Source organism: Pseudomonas sp. S3_A03 (assembly GCF_054668275.1).
This window is the reverse complement of record NZ_CP162753.1, coordinates 2,181,615-2,201,375: the sequence shown is the minus strand read 5'-3', so window position 1 is coordinate 2,201,375 and position 19,761 is coordinate 2,181,615. Positions and strand designations below refer to the sequence as shown.

Here is a 19,761-nt window from a genome sequence, read left to right as displayed (position 1 = left end):
GACGCCGTTACTTTTGATTGCGCATCAGGCCGCGCACGGCAAACCGATTGGGGTGGCAGGCCTGTGCGACGCTGACGGGCACCGGCAGCGGTTCGTCGTTGAGCCACGCCGCGAGCAGCTCGCCGCACAGTGGCGCGGTGATCAGGCCGCGTGAGCCGTGGCCGCTGTTGATGTACAGGCCTTCGAGCCAGGGGCAGGGCGTTTGCGGGACCTGGCGTGCGTCCTTGCGCAATACGGCGTAGGCCTGGGCGAAGTCTTCGCTGTGGGCCAACGGGCCGACAATCGGCAAGTAATCCGGGCTGGTGCAGCGAAACGCGGCGCGCCCCTGGAGCTGCGTGGGGTCTGCCTGGTCGGCGGCCAGGCGTTCGAGCAAGTCGACCGAGATGTCGCGCAGCATCTGCAGGTTGCCGCTGTGCTCGCCGGCCGTGGGCGTCAGGTCATCGCTGGCGAAGTCAAAACTGGCGCCGAGGGTATGTTCGCCCAACCGTGCCGGCGCGATATAACCCTCGCCGCAGACCACTGTGGCCAGTGCCTGGCTGTCGGCGGTTTGCGGCAACCGGGTGATCTGGCCGCGAATGCGCTTGAGCGGCAGCTGGGCGCTGAACGGGAAGCGCTTGATCTCGGCGGCGCCGGCCAACACCACCACCGGCGCGCTGGCCAGCAGAGTCTCGCCGTCGCGTGCCTGCCATTGCCCGTCGACCTGCTGCAAGGTGAGGGCCTCTTGATGCAGCAGCGACTGCACCCCCGGCTGCTGCGCTTGCCACTGGCACAGCGCGGGCGGATGTACCCAGCCACCCTGCGGAAAAAACAGCCCGCCGTGCGCCAGTTGCACACCGGCGCGGGCCTGGGCCTCGGCGCGGTCCAGGGTATGCAGCAGGTCAGGGGCAAAGGCCTGGGCCAATTGCGCCTGGCGCTCGCCTTCCTTGGCATTGAACGCCAGTTGCAGCACGCCGCAGGCCTGCCAGTCGACGTCTTGCTGCAAATGCTCGAGCAGGCGGCGTGTGTAGCCGAACCCGCTGACAATCAGTTGCGACAGTGCCGTGCCGTGGGCCGACAGCTTGAGGTACAACACCCCCTGCGGATTGCCCGAGGCTTCCTGGGCCAACGCCCCATGGCGTTCCAGCAGGCTGACGCGCCAGCCCCTGGCGGCCAGGCTGGCAGCGGTGGCGCAACCGGCCAGGCCGGCGCCGATGACCAGCGCGTGGCGCTCGCCCGTGTGCCGCGCCGGGCGGGCGAACCACGGCGCGCCGGCCGCTGGCGCAGGCAGTTGTTCGGGCCAGCCGATGAACTCACCGCGCAAAATTTCCCATTTATGGCCGATCCCCGGCGTGCGCTTCATTTTGAAGCCGGCGGCGTTGATCAGCCGCCTTACCCAACCCGTGCTGGTAAAGGTGCTGATGGTTGCGCCGGGCGCGGCCAACCGCGCCAATTCGGCGAACAACTCGGCGGTCCACATGTCGGGGTTTTTCGCCGGCGCAAAGCCGTCGAGAAACCACGCGTCGACCTGGGCATCCAGCTGCGGCAGTTGCTCCAGGGCATCGCCGATCAACAGCGTCAGGGTCACGCGACCGCCGTCCAGCACTAAACGCTGGAAGCCTTGGTGGATGGCGACGTACTGGGCCAGCAACTGTTCGGCGAAGGGCTGCAGTTCCGGCCACAGGGCCAGTGCCCGTTGCAGATCGGCGTAACTCAGCGGGTACTTTTCCACGCTGACGAAATGCAGGTGCGCCCCGGCCACCGCCTGTTGCGCGAACAACTGCCAGGTACACAGGAAATTCAAGCCGGTGCCGAAGCCGGTCTCGCCAATCACCAACCGCCCACCCACCGGCAGGGCGGCAAAGCGTTCCTGCAAACGGTTCTGTTCAAGGAACACATAGCGGGTTTCTTCAAGGCCCGACTTGTCGGAGAAGTACACGTCGTCGAACACCCGCGAGCGCGGGCGACCTTGGTCATCCCAGTCGAGCTGGGCGTGGGGCAATACGGGGTTCATGGGCGGCTCGGCAAAGGCAAGGCCGCCATTCTAGCTGATCAACAGGCAATCAATTGACCCATGGCAAGCATGCGTGGAATTTCCTCCCGCGTGTTGCTGCCCAATCCGCTAGTCTTGAGCCATCTTGAAACGGAGCTGCCCATGTTCGAATCCGCCGAAATCGGTCACGCCATCGACAAAGACACCTACGACGCCGAAGTGCCGGCCTTGCGCGAGGCCCTGCTGGAGGCGCAGTACGAGCTGCAACAGCAAAAGCGCTTCCCGGTGATCATCTTGATCAATGGCATCGAAGGCGCCGGCAAGGGCGAGACGGTCAAGCTGCTCAATGAATGGATGGACCCGCGCCTGATCGAAGTGCGCACCTTCGACCAGCAGACCGACGAAGAACTGGCCCGGCCACCCGCCTGGCGCTACTGGCGCCAGTTGCTCGCCAAAGGCCGCATGGGCATCTTTTTCGGCAACTGGTACAGCCAGATGCTGCAAGGCCGGGTGCATGGGCACATCAAGGACGCGCGGCTCGACCAGGCCATCGCCGGCGCCGAGCGCCTGGAAAAAATGTTTTGCGATGAAGGCGCGCTGATCTTCAAATTCTGGTTCCACCTTTCCAAGAAACAAATGAAGGCGCGACTCAAAGCCCTGGCCGACGACCCGCTGCACAGTTGGCGCATCAGCCCATTGGATTGGCAGCAATCGCAGACCTACGACAAGTTCGTGCACTTCGGCGAGCGCGTGCTGCGCCGCACCAGCCGTGATTACGCGCCGTGGCATGTGATCGAAGGGGTGGACAGCAATTATCGCGGGCTCACCGTGGGCAAACTGCTGCTGGAAGGCATGCAGAATGCCCTGAAGCAGCCCAAGGGCAAGGCCAGCGGCATGAACCCGGCGCCGCTGATCGCCGCCGTGGACAAGAAGGGCCTGCTCGACAGCCTCGACATGACCCTGCGCCTGGACAAGGACGACTACGAAGAACAGCTGATCACCGAGCAGGCGCGGCTCTCTGGCCTGATGCGCGACAAGCGCATGCGCAAACACGCGTTGATTACGGTGTTCGAAGGTAACGATGCGGCCGGCAAGGGCGGCGCGATCCGTCGCGTGGCGGCGGCGCTGGACCCGCGCCAGTACCACATCGTACCGATTGCCGCGCCGAGCGAAGACGAGCGCGCCCAACCCTACCTGTGGCGGTTCTGGCAGAAAATCCCGGCGCGGGGCATGTTCACGGTGTTCGACCGCTCCTGGTACGGCCGCGTGCTGGTGGAGCGCATCGAAGGCTTTTGCACACCGGCGGACTGGATGCGCGCCTATGGCGAGATCAATGACTTTGAAGAGCAACTGCGCGATGCGGGCGTGATCGTGGTCAAGTTCTGGCTGGCCATCGATAAAGACACCCAACTGGAACGCTTCCAGGCCCGTGAAGAAATCCCCTTCAAACGCTTCAAGATCACCGAAGACGACTGGCGCAACCGCGACAAATGGGACGCCTACCGCACCGCCGTGGGCGACATGGTCGATCGCACCAGCACCGAAGTCTCGCCCTGGACCTTGGTGGAAGCCAACGACAAGCGCTGGGCGCGGGTCAAGGTGTTGCGCACCATCAACCAGGCGCTGGAGGAGGCGTTCGCCGAAACCGATAAGCGCGACAAGAAGAAAAAGAAATAACCTCACCGTCATGCTTTCGCATCCATGGGGTGAATGATCGTCGCGGTCGGGCAGGCCTGGATCTATCCTCGATCCATCTCCCAACAACCACAAGATCGAGGTAGCCCATGCGTGAAGTAGTGATCGTCGACAGTGTGCGAACCGGCCTGGCCAAGTCTTTTCGCGGCAAGTTCAACCAGACCCGTCCGGACGACATGGCGGCCCATTGCGTCAACGCGCTGCTGACCCGCAATGGCATCGACCCGGCCACGGTAGAAGACTGCATCGTCGGCGCCGGCTCCAATGAAGGCGCCCAGGGCTACAACATCGGGCGCAACGTGGCGGTGCTGTCGCAACTGGGCACCGGCACGGCAGGCATGACCCTCAACCGCTTTTGTTCCTCGGGCTTGCAGGCGATTGCGATTGCCGCCAACCAGATCGCCTCCGGCTGCAGCGATATCATCGTCGCCGGGGGCGTCGAGTCCATCAGCCTGACCATGAAAAGCGTCAACACCGACAACCTGATCAACCCACTGCTCAAGGCGCAGGTGCCGGGTATTTATTTCCCCATGGGCCAGACCGCCGAAATCGTCGCGCGCCGCTATAACGTCAGCCGCGAGGAACAGGATCTGTACGCCCTGCAGAGCCAGCAACGTACCGCCCAGGCCCAGGCGGACGGGTTGTTCAATGATGAAATCGTACCCATGAAGGTCACCTACAAGGTCGAGGACAAGGCCACCGGCGAGGTGCAGCTACTGGAAGGCGTGGTGGACCGCGACGACTGCAACCGACCCGACACCACCCTGGCCAGCCTGCAGGGCTTGAAACCGGTATTCGCCGAAGATGGCTCGGTGACGGCGGGCAATTCCTCGCAGCTGTCCGACGGCGCTTCGATGACCCTGGTGATGAGCCTGGAAAAAGCCCTGGCGCTGGGGCTCAAGCCCAAGGCGTTCTTCCGCGGCTTTACCGTCGCGGGTTGCGAGCCGGACGAGATGGGCATCGGCCCGGTGTTCTCGGTGCCCAAGTTGCTCAAGGCGCGCGGCTTGCAGGTGGCGGACATCGATGTGTGGGAGCTCAACGAAGCGTTCGCCTCCCAATGCCTCTACGCCCGCAATCGCCTGGAAATCGATAACGCCAAGTACAACGTCAACGGTGGTTCGATCGCCATCGGCCATCCGTTCGGCATGACCGGCTCGCGGCAAGTCGGGCATCTGGTGCGCGAGTTGCAACGGCGCAACCTGCGTTACGGCATCGTCACCATGTGCGTGGGCGGTGGCATGGGCGCGACAGGGTTGTTCGAGGCGGTGCGCTAGCGCAGTGATGCCCTGCGGCATCCGATAACCATTGAAAGGGGGAGCTTGCTCCCCCTTTTCTTTACCTTCAAATAATCAATAAGCCATTAATGGGTCGATGTTTAACACGGTTGGACTTTCAAGTTTATCTCGTTTGCTTCTGACAGTTTTTGCTGGTGAGTAGGTGCGTTAACTAACGCCAATGTAGTCCGCTTCCTTCAGATCAACTTATTATTTATGTAGGACGCCATAAGTTTCCTATTTGTCGTGATGGACTTTGCCTACGCAATCATCTGATGTTGATGGGTTGTTTATCCAAGTGTGGAGTGGGAACTTGCATGCCGTTGATTGGCGGCCCGAAAGCACAATAAAAAGTTGCCAGGGCCAATACGGTCGCCCGATCAAACGCATTGTTTAAACCGCTGATTAGTAAGCGCCTTGCACGTCCGTGGCGGCGCTTTTTAATGACACTTGATAAGTAGGAAACTGTGAATGAAAACGATATTGAACGTTGCGCTGTTGTCTGCCGGTGTGTTGGCCGGTTCGTTGTCCGTTGCGCAAGCGTCTCAAGGGACGGTGACGTTTTGGGCTCGGTTCATTCGGGGGCGTGTTCCATCAAGCCTGAATCCGTTGATCAAACCGTTAACTTGGGCGCCATTGCAAAGCACCAACTGCAAACCGGTGGCAAGTCCGAGGCCCGGCCTGTGCTGATCGAACTGCAAGGGTGCGATTTGGCCGACCTGACCGATAACACGGTGACCACCACGTTCACCGGGGCACCGTCGGCCGTAGTACCGGGCGCTATCGGCACCGTGGGGGGCGCCGGCGGCATCGGCATCATGATGACCCACGGCGGCAGCGCGGTGAAATTGGGGGTGCCTACTGCCCCGCAGCCAATCAGCGCCGGTGATAACACCCTGCAGTTCGGTGCCTATGTGCAAGGCGTCGCCACGGGGGACATCGTTCCCGGTGACTTCAGCGCGGTGGCCAATTTCACCTTGGCCTATCAGTAAGTTGCGCCCCCGCCACTGCGGGTGGCGGGGGCACGCTGGCGGGAGGTCCACGTGAATATATCCATACATATCCCTATCGCCTTTTCAGTGACGTTGCTCCTTGGCCCTTGCGTTTTTGCGCAGTCATCTTCCCAGGGCGAGGGGGTCGTCACGTTAGGCGGCGAGGTGGTTGATTCGGCCTGCGGGCTGGAGCTGAGCAGCCTCGATCAAACCGTCGAGATGCCTGCGGAACCGGTGGGGCGGCTGCTGCGAAACACGCGGGGTGAAACGCATCCCTTCCAGTTGCGCCTGGTCAATTGCACGTTGAGTCGGCCGGACCCTTCGCGCCCCGGGGGAACCTTGCCGGATTGGCAGCACATGCGAGTGACGTTTGACGGCCCGACCGATCGAAGCGGGCGCTCATTTGCGGTCTTCGGCGGTTCACAGGGCGTTGCCCTGCATATCGTCGATTCCGCCGGCGAGGAAAGCGTGCCGGGTGAGCGCATGGCGCCCAGGCCATTGAGTGAAGGCAGCATGACTCTTGACTACACGCTCAGTTTGATCGGCAACGGATTGCCACTGATCGTTGGCCCCCACAGTGCCGCCGTGCGGTTCAAGTTGGAATACTTTTGAACAGTGATGGATTGCTTGCATGTTGAATACATTGAAAGTCAGACACACGTTCGCCCCAAGTGTGTTGGGTGGGCTGATGTCGTTGGCCGGAACGGCATTGGGTGCTGGGGATATCGAGTTCAATACTGACGTGCTTGACCTGAGTGATCGCCGCAATATTGATTTGTCCCGGTTTGCGCACAGCGGGTTTATTCTGCCGGGCACTTACTCAATGGTGGTGCAGGTCAATGCCCAGCCTGTTTCAGAACAATCAGTCACGTTCTATCCGCCTGACGATGATCCAAAGGGCAGTCAGGCGTGTTTGTCGCCGGCCCTGGTTGAGCAACTGGGCCTCAAGGCCACGCAGGCCGCCGGCCTTGCGTCGTGGCGCGGTGGCGAATGCCTTGATCTCAAGGGCTTGCCCGGCACGCAGGTCAGTGCCGACCTGGCCACGTCCACGCTGAACATCAGCCTGCCCCAGGCGTACCTTCAATACAGCGCTATCAATTGGGACCCGCCCTCACGCTGGGATGAAGGCGTGCCGGGGTTGCTGGTTGACTACAACCTGACGGCGCAGTCGATCTTCCAGCGCAACGACGGCCAGCGCAAGAACCTGAGTGGTAACGGAACGGTGGGGGCCAATGCCGGGGCCTGGCGCCTGAGGGCGGATTGGCAGGGGCGTGTCGAGAATGGTCGCGAGTCGGCGGCCGGGCCCCAGAAGCTGGAATGGAGCCGCTATTACGCGTATCGCGCGGTGCCCGCCCTGAGTGCCCGTTTGCTGGTGGGTGAGAACTACCTGTATTCGGACCTGTTTGACAGCTTCCGTTTTACCGGTGCTGCGCTCAACTCGGACGAAAGCCAGTTGCCCCCCAACCTGCGTGGATACGCACCGGAGGTGGTCGGGGTGGCCAAAACCAATGCCAAGGTGATCGTCAGCCAGCAGGGCCGTGTGCTGTATGAAACCCTGGTGGCGGCGGGACCTTTCCGTATCCAGGACCTCAATGACGCAGTGTCGGGCACCCTGGATGTGCGGGTCGAGGAGCAGGACGGTTCGGTACACACGTTCAAGATCGATACGGCAGGCGTTCCCTACCTGACCCGCCCCGGCCAAGTTCGTTACAAGTTGGCGAGTGGGCGACCGACCCGGCTTCAACACGGCGCCGAGGGTAAGACGTTTGCCACCGGCGAATTCTCCTGGGGCATCAGCAATGGTTGGTCCTTGTTTGGCGGCGGCATCACCGATAGCAACTACCGGGCAATGTCGGTGGGGGCGGGGCGCGACCTGCTGGCGTTCGGCGCCGTCTCGCTGGACGTGACGCAATCGCGCGCCAGCGTCTGGAATGAAACCCTCTCGGGTAAGTCGTTGCGTCTTCAATACTCGAAGAACTTTGAAGCCTACGACAGTCAGGTGACGTTTGCTGGTTACCGGTTCTCCCAAGAGAACTTCTTGAGCATGAGTGAATACCTGGACGCGCGTTATTACGGCCTCAATGGCGAACGCGGCAGTCGCGATGAGTACGTTGAAGGGCGCGACAGCTGGAAACCGCTTGGCGCCAGCAAGGCCCTTTATACCGTGACGCTCAATAAGCAGTTTCGTGACCTGGGTGCCACCGTCTATGCCAGTTACAACAAACAGACGTATTGGAACCGTTCCGACACTCAGCGCTGGAACCTGGCGGTGTCGCGCTACTTCAACGTGGGCACCGTAAAAAACATGAGCCTGTCGCTGAACATGTACCGCAGCGAGGATTACAACTACAAGGGCAACGGCATGTCGCTGATGGTCAGCCTGCCATTGGGGCGCACCGGTACCTTGTCGCTGGATGCCAACAGCGGTTCGGGTAAAAACCCATTGGCGGCGCGCTACAGCGATCGCCTGGATGAACGCAACAGTTACCAGATCGGTGCGAGCAACCAATCGGCCAGTGGTTATCTGAGCCACATGGGGGATGCAGCCGACATTGATCTGAGCGCCAGTACACAGAAAGGCAGTTACAGCAGCCTCGGTGTGTCGGCGCGTGGCGGTGGCACGCTCACGCCCTACGGTGCGGCCCTGCATCGCACCCAAAGCACCGGCGGTACCCGGTTGATGATCGATACCGCGGGTGTGCCCGATGTGCCAGTGCGCGGTTATGGCTCGCCCACCCGCAGCAACGCGTTCGGCAAGGCGGTCATTGCCGACATCGGCAGCTACCAGCGCACCTCTGCCAGTGTCGATCTGGAGCGCTTGCCAGCCAATGTCGAAGCCACCCAATCGGTGACACAACTGACGCTCACCGAAGGGGCTATCGGCTATCGCTCGCTGGAAGTGATTTCCGGTGAGAAGGCGATGGCGGTACTTCGCCTGCCGGACAGCAGCGCACCGCCCTTCGGCGCGACGGTGAAAAACCTCAGGCAGCAGGACACCGGCATTGTGAATGACGACGGCCATGTCTACCTCAGCGGGATTCAGGCCGGCGAACGGATGATCGTCAGTTGGGGCGGTGCCGAGCGCTGCACCGTCACGCTGCCGACCATTTTGCCCATGGACGGCCTGACCGATGCCCTGAACCTGCGCTGCCAACTGTTGGCCGCTGATCAATCTTCAACCGACCCGGCAGCATTGACCGGGACGCCTATCGATACGGAGAACACATCCTCATGATGCCGAACATGCGCCTCATCGCCCTGGCCTTCGCGCTGCTGGGGCCTGGCTTGACTCAAAGCGCCAGCGCCGCTGTCGGCCTGGACCGCACCCGCGTGATTTTCGACGGGGGCAAACAGGCCACCAGTGTGAACATCACCAATAACAACACCCAACTACCGTACCTGGCCCAGGGCTGGATCGAGGATGAAGCCGGCCAGAAAATCACCACGCCGTTGATCGTCCTGCCGCCGGTGCAACGCCTGGAGCCCGGCACGCAAAGCCAGGTCAAGGTGCAGGCGTTGCCGGCGGCCAGGTTGCTGCCCCAGGACCGGGAAACGGTGTACTACTTCAACCTGAGGGAGATTCCACCGCGCAGCGACAAATCCAACACCCTGCAAATTGCCCTGCAGACCCGCATCAAGTTGTTCTACCGGCCGCAGGCAATCGAGCCGAGCCAGCAAGACCTGTCCAACCCTTGGCAGGAAAAGCTCACCCTGACCCGTGCGGGCGATCACTACATCGTCAACAACCCCACGCCTTACTACGTGACCCTGGTGGATGCACGCAGCACCAAGGACGGCAAAACCGTGGCGGGTTTCGAGCCCATGATGGTGGCGCCCAAAGACTCGCTGAAGTTGAAACCCACGGCGACGGCATTGGGGACGGCCCCCTATTTGAGTTATGTGAACGACTACGGCGGACGTCCGTTGCTGGCCTTCACCTGCCGTGGCGAAACGTGCCAGGTAGCGCCGTCCAATGAGTAACGCCTGGGGTTGGAGAACGTCATGAAGTCGAACACCGTGAAAGTCTTCGCCGGCCTGCTGCTGATGCTGATGGGGCGGGCGCACGCCCAGGACGTGGAAGGTATGAATGGACTGCTGAACGTGCTCGGGTCCCTGCATGAGAGCCCATGCAGCCTGGAGATGACCGCCGTCAACCAAACGATTGACCTGGGTGAGGTCTCGACCAGCCAACTGCAACGGCCCGGCGATCAGGCGAACCCGGTGGCCTTTCAACTGCGCTTCGATGATTGCCAGCGAACCGCCGGCAGCCTCCGCAATGAACGTACCGGGAACCTGACATGGAGTGCCTATCAGCCGGTGCTGTCGGTTGCGTTTATCGCACCCGCCGATGCCGATGACCCGCGGCTGGTCAGGGTGCAAGGCATCACCGGGATGGGCCTGCGCCTGACCGATGCGCTGGGGCGGGATGTGCAATTGGGGGCGCGGGGCGAACCGTTGTTCCTGGCTGTGGGCGCCACCACCCAGACCTGGAAGGTTCAACCCACGCGCACCGCCGCACCTTGACCAGCGGGGCGTTCAGGGCCGTCGTGGATTTCAGGCTCAACTATGAGTGAGGGCAGAACAATGGCTTACACAAACGGGTCGCGCGCCATTCTGGTCGGGGGCGCCTTGCTGTGGGTGGCCTGCCGGATGGCGCAGGCCGATACTAACCTGACCATCCGCGCGGTGATCGTTGCGCCACCACCGTGCGTCATCAACAGCGGCGGTACGCTGAATGTACCGTTTGGAAATGACCTGCTGACGTCACGGATCGATGGGGTCAACTATCGTCGCGAGGTGCCTTATACCGTCACCTGTGATTCCCCCTTCAGTAACGCCTTGACCCTGGAACTCAGGGGCACGGGCGCCGCGTTCGACCGGCGCGTGCTCGCGACCCGCAAGACGGACCCGGGGTCAAGCTGTTCGTCAATGGCGCCGACTGGCCGTTGAATACCGCCGTGAACTTTACCTACCCCCAGTTCCCCGCGGTGCAGGCGGTGCCCGTCAAGCGTGCGGGCAGCCGACTGACCGGCGGGGCGTTCGATGCGACCGCCACCCTGGTGGTCGATTATCAATGACGGCGATAAAGAGGAACGACCCATGACATTCAGGCAGCAGCGAGCGCTGTTTTTCCTGTGCGCCGTCGGCCTGCATGGCGGCGCATCGGCCAACGTGACATTCAGCGGAACATTGAATGAACCACCGCCCTGCACGATTGAGGGGGGCAACACCATTGAAGTCGATTTTGGCGATGTGGGGGTCAAGCGCGTCGATGGCGTGAAGTACCGCAAGCACGTGGGTTACACCATCACCTGTGGCACCGACACGCTGCCTTGGGTGCTGAAGTTGAGCGTCAACGGCACACCCACGACGTTTGACGGCTCGGCGGTGCAGACCAGCGTGCCGGCGCTGGGGATACGGGTTTTCCAGGACAGCCAGCCGTTTCCACTCAATACCCCCCCTGGACATAACCCTGTCGTCACCGCCGACATTGGAAGTGGTGCCCGTCCAACAACCCGGCGCAACCCTGAGCGCCGCCAGCTTCACGGCGGTGGCGACGCTGTTGGCCGAATATCAGTAGGAGTCGAGTCTATGCGACATGAAAGGGTTCAAAAGGGCGCACTGGCGCTGCTGCTCACCTGCGGCCTGGCCCCGCTTGGGCAGGCAGCGGACAACCTGCGTTTCAAGGGCAATCTGGTGGAAGAAGCCTGCACCCTGCGCCCCGGTGACGAGGCCATCACCTTGGAGCTGTGGGACCTGACCAGCAAGTATCTCTATATCAGCACGCGTTCGGTGGGCCGGCGTTTCCAACTGCACCTGCAAGAGTGCGACACCACCATCAGCGACTCGGTGACCATCACCTTTGGCGGCACGGGAAACCCTGAGCTCCCCGGTCTGCTCGCGCTGGACGCCGGCAGTGGTGCCTCGGGTATCGGGGTCGGGCTGGAAACCCTCGGCGACAAGCCATTGCCCGTCAATAGTGTGAGCGACAGGCAGGTGCTCAGTGATGGCAGCTATGTGATCGAGCTCAAAGCCTATGTGCAGGGCGAGCCGGCCGCGATCAGGGATCGAACCATTGGGCACGGGGCGTACTCGGTGACCTCAACCTTTATGTTGGACTATCCATAGGCTGTGCCTGGATAGGGCAGCGCGACGAGAAATAAACATGAGAAAAACAGCTAGCGCCATGACGCTTTTGTTCCTTGTCTGTGTGGCTACGACGGCTCGCGCCGTGGACTGTCGTATGAATGGCGGACCGTGGATCACGGTTGGCGGGGGGCAGGATATCAACTTGCAGGTACCGGTGACTGTTCGGCTGGACACCAACCAGAACCGAATCCTAATGGACGGGGCGAACCTCCAATGTCGATACACGCCCGGCCCTCAAACCCCTCTCGCGCCGAAGACTACTGGGCCACCGGCAGCACCGCCGGTATCCCGTGGACGCCCGGTCCCAAGTTCGCCTCGGAAGGCACTGGCCTGCGCGTCAATGGCGTGTACCGAAACTATCCGGTGGCCGGCGGTATCCGGGTGGCGACGCTGCCGGACAACAGGGTCGGCTACCCGATTGATGTCACGCCCTACATTATTATGCGTAACAGCCCGGGGAACCCGATCAGCATCCGGATCGGCGACAACCTGGGGCTGCTGCGCATGACCCAGACAAACAACGCGGGGAGCGGTTCATCCAGGCTTGCGGTCACCTATGTGGCCAACAACAACTTCACCATCTCCCCATCGACCTGCACGATCAACAATAACAACCCGATCGAAATCAACTTCGGCCAGGTCAACCAACGCGCAATCGGCAGCGACCCGTTGACCACCCCCATCGTCAGCAATCGCAGGCTGACTTATTCATGCCCTCAAGGCGGGATCAGCACACCGATCACCATTACCTACAAGGGAACCCGGTCGTCGTTCGACGCCCGGTTGCTGATGATGAGCAACCCGCAAGTGGGTACAGCCCTTGTGCGTGCCGGCACTGCCGTTCCCGTGAATGGGTCGTTCCTGACCCGCATCACTAACAGCGTGGGTGGCGACGACGTGACGTTCTCGCTCGTGCGGCAAGCGGCATCGCTGCCGGCCGCCGGGGCCATAAGCGGCAGCGGAGTACTGGTGATGGGGGTGCCGTGAGCCATTTGTGATGTCCATCGGGGGGAATCATCTATACCCAAACCGCACCGTAGCGCCCTAGAATGCCTGCTCTTCCACCTCTGGCTTTTTGGGGCACTCATGCACATTTCTTCAGGCCGCTGGGTCTACGGTTTTTTCCTGACCCTGTTGACCGCGCTGCTCTGGGGCATTCTGCCGGTCAAACTCAAGCAGGTGTTGCAGGCAATGGACCCGATCACCGTGACCTGGTTTCGCCTGACGGTTGCCGGTGGTTGCCTGTTTGTCTACCTCGCGGCCACCCGACGTTTGCCAACCCGCAAAGTGCTGGGGCCCAGGGGCGGCTGGTTGGTGGCGATGGCCGTGTGCGGCCTGGTGGGCAACTACGTGTTGTACCTGGTGGGCCTTAAAACCCTCAGCGCCGGCACCGCGCAGTTGGTGATCCAGATGGGGCCGATCTTTCTGATGGTCGCCAGCGTATTCGTGTTCAACGAGCGTTTCAGCCTGGGGCAGATGATCGGGCTGGTGGTACTGATCATCGGTTTTGGCCTGTTCTTCAATCAGCGCCTGGTCGAACTCTTGACCTCCTTCGGCGCCTACACCGCCGGCGTGCTCACAGTGTTGCTCGCCACCTCTCTCTGGGTGTTCTACGCCCTGGGCCAAAAGCAATTGCTGACGGTATGGAACTCGCTGCAAGTGATGATGGTGATCTACCTGAGCTGTGCCTTGCTGCTTACGCCCTGGGCGCATCCGCTGGAGGCCCTGCAACTGAGCCCGCTGCAAGGCTGGCTGTTGCTGGCGTGCTGCCTGAACACCCTGGTGGCTTACGGTGCGTTTGCTGAAGCGCTGGCCCATTGGGAGGCGTCGCGGGTGAGTGCGACCCTGGCCCTCACGCCGCTGGTGACCTTTGTGGCGGTGGCCTTGGCGGCCTGGTTGTGGCCGGATTACGTGCAGGCCGAAGAGATCAATGCCTTGGGCTATTTCGGCGCATTCGTGGTGGTGCTCGGCTCGGCGGCCGTGGCGTTGGCGCCCTCGCTGCTCGCCGGGCTCAAGGCCCGGCGGCTGCGTGCGACGGCTTAGCTGCCGAGCATGTCTTCAGGGCGTACCCACTGATCGAATTCTTGGTCAGTGAGGTAGCCCAGCGACAGCGCCGCTTCCCTTAGCGTCAACCCTTCGGCGTAGGCTTTCTTGGCGATTTGCGCCGCCTTGTCATAGCCGATATGCGGGTTGAGCGCTGTTACCAACATCAGCCCACGCTCCAGGTGCGCGGCCATTTGCTCGACGTCTGGCTCAAGGCCGGCGATGCAGTGTTCCTGGAAGTTATTGCAGCCATCGGCCAGCAGGCGGATCGACTCCAGCAGGTTGTGGATGATCACCGGCTTGTACACGTTCAACTGCAAGGCCTTGGCTGGCGGCCATGCCGATGGTCACATCGTTGCCCATGACCTGGCAGGCCAGCATCGACAGCGCTTCGCACTGAGTGGGGTTGACCTTACCCGGCATGATCGAACTGCCCGGCTCGTTGGCGGGCAGCTTCACCTCTGCCAGGCCGGCGCGCGGGCCGGAGCCCAGCAGGCGCAGGTCGTTGGCGATTTTCATCAGGGCCACGGCCAGGGTTTTCAGCGCGCCATGCAAGGTCACCAACGGCTCGTGACCGGAGAGGGCAGCGAATTTGTTCGGTGCGGTCACAAACGGCAGGCCGGAGAGGGCGGCCAGTTCAGAAGCAATCGCCTCGCCGAAGCCATGGGGCGTTAAGGCCCGTGCCCACTGCGGTGCCGCCCTGGGCCAGTTCACACACGGCGGGCAGGGCGCTGCGAATGGCGCGTTCGGCGTAATCGAGTTGGGCGATGAACGCCGACAGTTCCTGGCCGAAGGTAATCGGTGTCGCATCCATCATGTGGGTGCGCCCGGTCTTCACCAGCTTCATGTGCCGCGCCGCCAGTTCCGCCAAACCGCCGGACAGCGTGGCGATCGCCGGCAGCAAGCGTTGATGCACGGCCTGCACGGCCGCGATGCTCATGGCCGTGGGGAAGCAGTCATTGGAGCTCTGGGAGCGGTTCACATGGTCGTTGGGGTGCACCGGGCTCTTGCCGCCGCGTTCGTTGCCCGCCAACTCATTGGCACGGCCGGCGATCACTTCGTTGGCGTTCATGTTGCTTTGGGTACCGCTGCCGGTCTGCCACACCACCAGCGGGAACTGGTCGTCGTGCTGGCCGTCGAGCACTTCATCGGCGGCCTGCTCGATCAGCGGGCGATGTCGGCGGGCAGGTCGCCATGGCGGTCGTTGACCCGGGCGGCGGCCTTCTGACCAGGGCCAGCGCGTGCAGCACCGCCAGGGGCATGCGTTGCTCGCCGATGGCGAAATTCACCAGCGAACGTTGGGTCTGGGCGCCCCAGTAAGCAGCTCTCCGGGACTTCCACTTCTCCCAGGCTGTCGGTTTCAATTCGGCTCATCGGGCACACTCCTTCAGGTTCGTTTGCGCAGTTTAGGCCGTGATCGGCCAGGTGGGTTCCCTAAAAGACGTTTCATCGGCCAATCCATGCCGGATAAGGCTCGGGGTTGAGCCGTGAGGTTTTTTAGGCGCAGAATGGGCGCCCTTGGGGTCTTACCCCGCCAGCTAGAAAGGAAACTCGATGACTCGTCTTCGTGCCATCTGTACCGCGGTTGCTCTGGTGTGCGCCAGCGGCCAGGTTTTTGCCGATACCGCCAGCCACAACGCCAGTGCCGAAGCCTTCCTGACCCTGGCCCATGCCGACAAGCTGGGTACCCCGGTGTACATGCAAGTGCAGCAAATGTTCGCCCAGCGCTTCGAACAGACCAAGGCGCCCGCCGCCAAGCAGTCCGTGCTCGACAGCTACCAGGCCAAGGCCAACGCCGCGCTGGACCAGGCCATTGGCTGGCCTAAGCTGAAGCCGGACATGGTCAAACTCTACACCACCAACTTCAGTGAATCCGAACTCAAGGACCTGGTTGCGTTCTACCAGTCGCCACTGGGCAAGAAAGTCCTGGAAAAAATGCCGCAACTGACCCAGCAATCGGCCCAGATGACCCAGGCCAAGCTGGAAAGCGCCGTGCCGGTGGTCAACAAGCTGTTGGAAGACATGACCAACGAACTGTCGCCCAAAGCCGCCGCACCGGCCAAGAAGAAGTAAGCAGCAATGACTATGCAACAGCGTATCGAAACGGCCCTCGCCGCCCTGGGCCCGCAACACTTGAGCGTGCTGGATGAAAGCCACATGCACAGCCGGGGGTTGCAGACCCACTTCAAGGCCGTGCTGGTCAGCCAGCAGTTCGAGGGGCTCAACCGGGTCAAGCGCCACCAGAAGGTCTACGCCACCCTGGGCGACCTGATGGGCGAGTTCCATGCGCTGGCGCTGCACACCTACACGCCCGAGGAGTGGGCCACAATCGACGCGGCTCCGGCCTCGCCGACCTGCGCCGGCGGGCATTGAGACCGTGTGCGGGGTTTGCACCGATGCTTATCGGCCAAGCCCCGCAATACGCGGTCCCCTAGAACGCTGACGCCTGTATTCGCTTTGCGCATCCGGATACACAAAACGCACCACTACTACCGCTTTTCAGCGCGACCCCAGCAATAGCCTTCGTGATCATTTAACAACCGATGATCACAACCCCATGTCCCATGCCCTGCATCAATTCACCCCCCCCCCCCTTCGCTGACGGCGTACGATCCTCGCGGCTTGACTGTGCGTAACGTCGACTACTATCGCGCGACAGCCTCCGACCCTCCTCAGCCGCACATTTGCCGGCAGGTGCATGACAGCGCCGGTTCGATGGTCGAGCAGTGGGACCCGCGTCTGTTCCAATTGCAACGTTCGCAGCCTGCGACGCTCGCCAATCAACGCACGGTCTACAGTCTTGGCGGCCTAGCTTTGCGCACCGACAGTGTGGACGCGGGCCTGCGGTTAATGCTGCCCGGGGAGGCAGGGCAGGTGCTCGACATCTGGAGCGGCGGCGGTGCACACCAGGCCTATCGCTATGACCCGTACCTGCGGGCCGTGGCGGTGTTCGAACAAGCCTCCGGTGACGCGCAACCTCACTGTGTCGAGCGACTTGAATATGGCGCCTATTCGGTGGCAGAGGCGGCACTCAATCGCTGTGGCCGGGTCATTCGTCATGATGACGGCGGCGGCAGCGTGTTCCATGAGCGTTATGGCGTACACGGGGAGGTCGCGCTGCAGACCCGGCGTTTTCGGCAGTGGGATGCAGTGTTGGATTGGCCGCAGCCCGAGGCGCAACGAGAGGCACGCCTGGAGCCCGAACGTTTCGCCACGACCGCCGGGTTCAACGCGCTCGGTGAGCGCTTGTATCACACCGATGCCAAGGGGCACCGCGTTGAATACGCCTATGGGGTGGACGGTCAAACGACGGGCGTTTTCCTGGTGCTCAGGGGCAGCGTGCGCCAGTGCCTGTCGGATCAATACCGTTACAACGCCGCAGGGCAGTTGCTCCACCAACGGGCTGGAAACGGCGTCGTGCGCACCTTGCACTATCACCCGTGTGATGGTCGCTGCCGACAGATGATCGCCCATTTACCGGGGGCTGCGGCGCAACGGTTGCAAGACGTGCAATACGACTATGACCCCGTCGGCAATATCGTGCGGATCGACGATCGTGAACAACTGACGCACTGGTCGCGCAACACCCGGGTTGATGCGCTCAGCACCTATGAGTACGACACACTGTCGCGACTGACCAAGGCCAGCGGACGGGAAACCGTCGGCAACAGCGGTGGCCCTGCGTTACCGGGTTGGGTGGCGTTCGGCTCCACCGACGACAGTGTCTGGCGTCGTTACACCCAACACTTTCGCTATGACCCGGCCGGCAATCTGCTTCAACTGCGCCATGTGCCGAGCAGCGGGGTGGGCTACACCCGCAACATGACGATAGCTGCGCACAGCAATCATCTTTTGCCCCGGATCGATGGTGCGGCTGCGCCGGGACTGGGGCAGGGTTATGACCGCTGCGGCAATCTTCAGGCCCTGGAGGGTATTCGCGGGATGGGGTGGAATGCGCGCGGCCAATTGACCCACCTGATTCAGGTAGCGCGCGCGGGTGATGACGATGACGAGGAACGTTATGAGTACGATGCCGCAGGGCAACGAATACGCAAACGTCGGTCGTTCAAGGCTCGCGGCCGCCTGCATACGGCCGAGGTGCGATACCTGCCGGGGCTGGAAATCCGCCATGACAGTGCCACCGACGAACAGTTGAACGTGCTCAACCTGGCTGTCGGCACGACGACCGTGCGGGTGTTGCAATGGGATCGGCATCCCGGCGGGGTTGCTCAGCCGGCGCAGATTCGTTTCGGGCTGTCGGACCACTTGGGCAGCAGCACGCTGGAATTGGATGAGCAGGCGCAACGCATCAGCCACGAGAGCTACTACCCTTATGGCGGCACCGCGTGGTGGGCAGCCAGGAATGCCAGCGAGGCGGATTACACATTCATTCGTTATTCGGGTAAGGAACGCGATGCCAGCGGGCTGTATTACTACGGTTTCAGGTACTACGCGCCGTGGCTATGCCGCTGGATCAGCCCGGACCCGGCCGGCGATATCGATGGGTTGAACCTGTATGCCATGGTCGGCGGTAATCCCGTCACCCACGGGGATGAACAGGGGGTTGGCGCCCTCAATACCCACGGCAGTTTCCCGGCCCAGGCGACTGCGCACAATTTCCTGGACACGCACTGCCGCGCACATTGGTCGAATCCTGAGGCCGCGGATCCAAGCGGCCGGTTCGGCGGCGATTCGCGATGGGTTGTCGACGTATCTGGCCAACGCCATCGCGGCGGGGGTCGATATGGCGATCTTTGGCAGCACTGCGCCGACAGCGGCAGGCAACCAGGCGTTGCGCTATACCGTCGCGGCGCTGGATGCACTGGCTGTCGTGCACATGAGTACCGGGCTCGCCGGTCGGTGGACGCGCTATGCGCCACTGGTCGGGCTGATAGCGGGCGGTGTGGCGGGAGGAGGGGTACGCCGGGCATGCCGAGTCGCTGCATCCGTCCGCAGAGGAGGGTTGGGACCCTGTAGCGCGCCTGCGCTTGGCTGGGCATGTGCGCTCGTTCGCCAGGGAACTGGTGCAACAGATTATTCGCGGGCACGGCAGCGGTTTCTCTTGGGGCGCGACGCCCCTGCGCGCCAGGCTCACAAGAACCGCCGGCGCGACGGCGGCCTATGCGGTCGCGACCGTTGGCAACGCGTTTTTCGGCGCGGACGTGCCGGTGCCCCTCGTGCCGAATGTCACCCCCATGGTCGAGGCCTATGACGGGGCCATGGGCACGTTGATTCGTGCCGGCCATGCAACCGCCGTCGCTGATACGCATGGTGAGACCCTGCAGCTTCCGGACCCGACGGCGATGATGCACGGCGGCCTGAGCCGGATGTTCAATCAAACATGGGCGTACTGGGTCTCGACAGGCATAGAGGCATTGGCCGTGCGCCTGACCGGCTCGTCCATGGCCGGGCAAAGTGCATTGGCGCGTACCGCTGTGACGGCCGCGCGCGGCCTGACTTCAGCGCTCACCGAATGGCGCGGGTTCGCGGTACAGGCGGCCAGGGAAGGGTATTCGAACCTGGCGTCGAGATGGTCGCGAAGCCGGGTTGCGCGGCTCTGATGCCCACTTACAACACCGCCCAAAGCCGCCCTTGTGCCCATCCGCCATGTCTTCGCTTTGCGCACCTTTGGATTATT

Annotated in this window: 12 protein-coding genes and 6 pseudogenes; 16 read left to right on the top strand and 2 right to left on the bottom strand. The window is 62.3% G+C overall.

All coding sequences use genetic code 11. The features are described from left to right. Positions 1-7: 7 nt before the first annotated feature. The gene (mnmC, locus tag AB4O25_RS09890; protein WP_460150823.1) at positions 8-1,990 is read right to left on the bottom strand and encodes a bifunctional tRNA (5-methylaminomethyl-2-thiouridine)(34)-methyltransferase MnmD/FAD-dependent 5-carboxymethylaminomethyl-2-thiouridine(34) oxidoreductase MnmC; all 1,983 of its coding nucleotides are present in this window, start codon (positions 1,988-1,990) and stop codon (positions 8-10) included. A 141-nt stretch (positions 1,991-2,131) separates the two neighbouring features. On the opposite strand from mnmC, the gene pap reads away from it, so the two are divergent. The 12 genes and pseudogenes from pap (at position 2,132) to AB4O25_RS09830 (ending at position 14,123) form a co-directional block, all read left to right on the top strand. After that, positions 2,132-3,646: a polyphosphate:AMP phosphotransferase gene (gene pap, locus AB4O25_RS09885; protein ID WP_460150822.1), complete on the top strand. Its 1,515-nt coding sequence runs from the start codon at positions 2,132-2,134 to the stop codon at positions 3,644-3,646. Positions 3,647-3,753: 107 nt separating this feature from the next. After that, positions 3,754-4,938, top strand: a complete 1,185-nt coding sequence (locus tag AB4O25_RS09880; protein ID WP_017527721.1) for a thiolase family protein — start codon at positions 3,754-3,756, stop codon at positions 4,936-4,938. Between the two features lie 471 nt (positions 4,939-5,409). Then, a pseudogene (locus AB4O25_RS09875) lies at positions 5,410-5,930 on the top strand (fimbrial protein). A gap of 165 nt (positions 5,931-6,095) precedes the next feature. Next, a complete protein-coding gene (locus AB4O25_RS09870; RefSeq protein WP_017527723.1) occupies positions 6,096-6,542 on the top strand; it encodes a fimbrial protein in 447 nt (148 codons plus the stop codon). Positions 6,543-6,561: 19 nt separating this feature from the next. After that, positions 6,562-9,165: an outer membrane usher protein gene (locus tag AB4O25_RS09865; protein ID WP_460150821.1), complete on the top strand. Its 2,604-nt coding sequence runs from the start codon at positions 6,562-6,564 to the stop codon at positions 9,163-9,165. Next, the gene (locus AB4O25_RS09860) at positions 9,162-9,911 is read left to right on the top strand and encodes a fimbria/pilus periplasmic chaperone (protein WP_460150820.1); all 750 of its coding nucleotides are present in this window, start codon (positions 9,162-9,164) and stop codon (positions 9,909-9,911) included. The genes AB4O25_RS09865 and AB4O25_RS09860 overlap by 4 nt, the downstream gene beginning before the upstream one ends. Positions 9,912-9,932: 21 nt before the next feature. Then, a pseudogene (locus AB4O25_RS09855) lies at positions 9,933-10,504 on the top strand (fimbrial protein). A 10-nt stretch (positions 10,505-10,514) separates the two neighbouring features. After that, a pseudogene (locus AB4O25_RS09850) lies at positions 10,515-11,008 on the top strand (fimbrial protein). Positions 11,009-11,030: 22 nt separating this feature from the next. Beyond that, positions 11,031-11,511: pseudogene (locus AB4O25_RS09845) on the top strand (fimbrial protein). A gap of 11 nt (positions 11,512-11,522) precedes the next feature. Then, positions 11,523-12,059 (top strand): fimbrial protein, encoded by a 537-nt coding sequence (locus AB4O25_RS09840; protein WP_460150819.1) that lies wholly within the window; start codon positions 11,523-11,525, stop codon positions 12,057-12,059. 37 nt (positions 12,060-12,096) lie between these two features. Continuing rightward, a pseudogene (locus tag AB4O25_RS09835) lies at positions 12,097-13,067 on the top strand (fimbrial protein). A gap of 99 nt (positions 13,068-13,166) precedes the next feature. Beyond that, the gene (locus tag AB4O25_RS09830) at positions 13,167-14,123 is read left to right on the top strand and encodes a DMT family transporter (RefSeq protein ID WP_460150818.1); all 957 of its coding nucleotides are present in this window, start codon (positions 13,167-13,169) and stop codon (positions 14,121-14,123) included. On the opposite strand, the pseudogene AB4O25_RS09825 reads toward AB4O25_RS09830, so the two are convergent. After that, positions 14,120-15,497 (bottom strand): annotated as a pseudogene (locus AB4O25_RS09825) (class II fumarate hydratase). The gene AB4O25_RS09830 and the pseudogene AB4O25_RS09825 overlap by 4 nt on opposite strands. 180 nt (positions 15,498-15,677) lie before the next feature. Between AB4O25_RS09825 and AB4O25_RS09820 the strand changes: the two are divergent. The 4 genes from AB4O25_RS09820 to AB4O25_RS09805 all read left to right on the top strand — a co-directional run bounded on the left by AB4O25_RS09820 (position 15,678) and on the right by AB4O25_RS09805 (position 19,684). Next, entirely contained in the window at positions 15,678-16,196 is a 519-nt protein-coding gene (locus AB4O25_RS09820; RefSeq protein WP_017527734.1) for a DUF2059 domain-containing protein, read from the top strand. Positions 16,197-16,202: 6 nt separating this feature from the next. Beyond that, the gene (locus AB4O25_RS09815) at positions 16,203-16,496 is read left to right on the top strand and encodes a BolA family protein (RefSeq protein WP_017527735.1); all 294 of its coding nucleotides are present in this window, start codon (positions 16,203-16,205) and stop codon (positions 16,494-16,496) included. A 255-nt stretch (positions 16,497-16,751) separates the two neighbouring features. After that, positions 16,752-19,100 (top strand): RHS repeat-associated core domain-containing protein, encoded by a 2,349-nt coding sequence (locus AB4O25_RS09810; protein ID WP_460150958.1) that lies wholly within the window; start codon positions 16,752-16,754, stop codon positions 19,098-19,100. A gap of 23 nt (positions 19,101-19,123) precedes the next feature. Next, complete coding sequence (locus AB4O25_RS09805) at positions 19,124-19,684, top strand: hypothetical protein (RefSeq protein WP_460150817.1); 561 nt, start codon at positions 19,124-19,126, stop codon at positions 19,682-19,684. Positions 19,685-19,761: the final 77 nt, after the last annotated feature.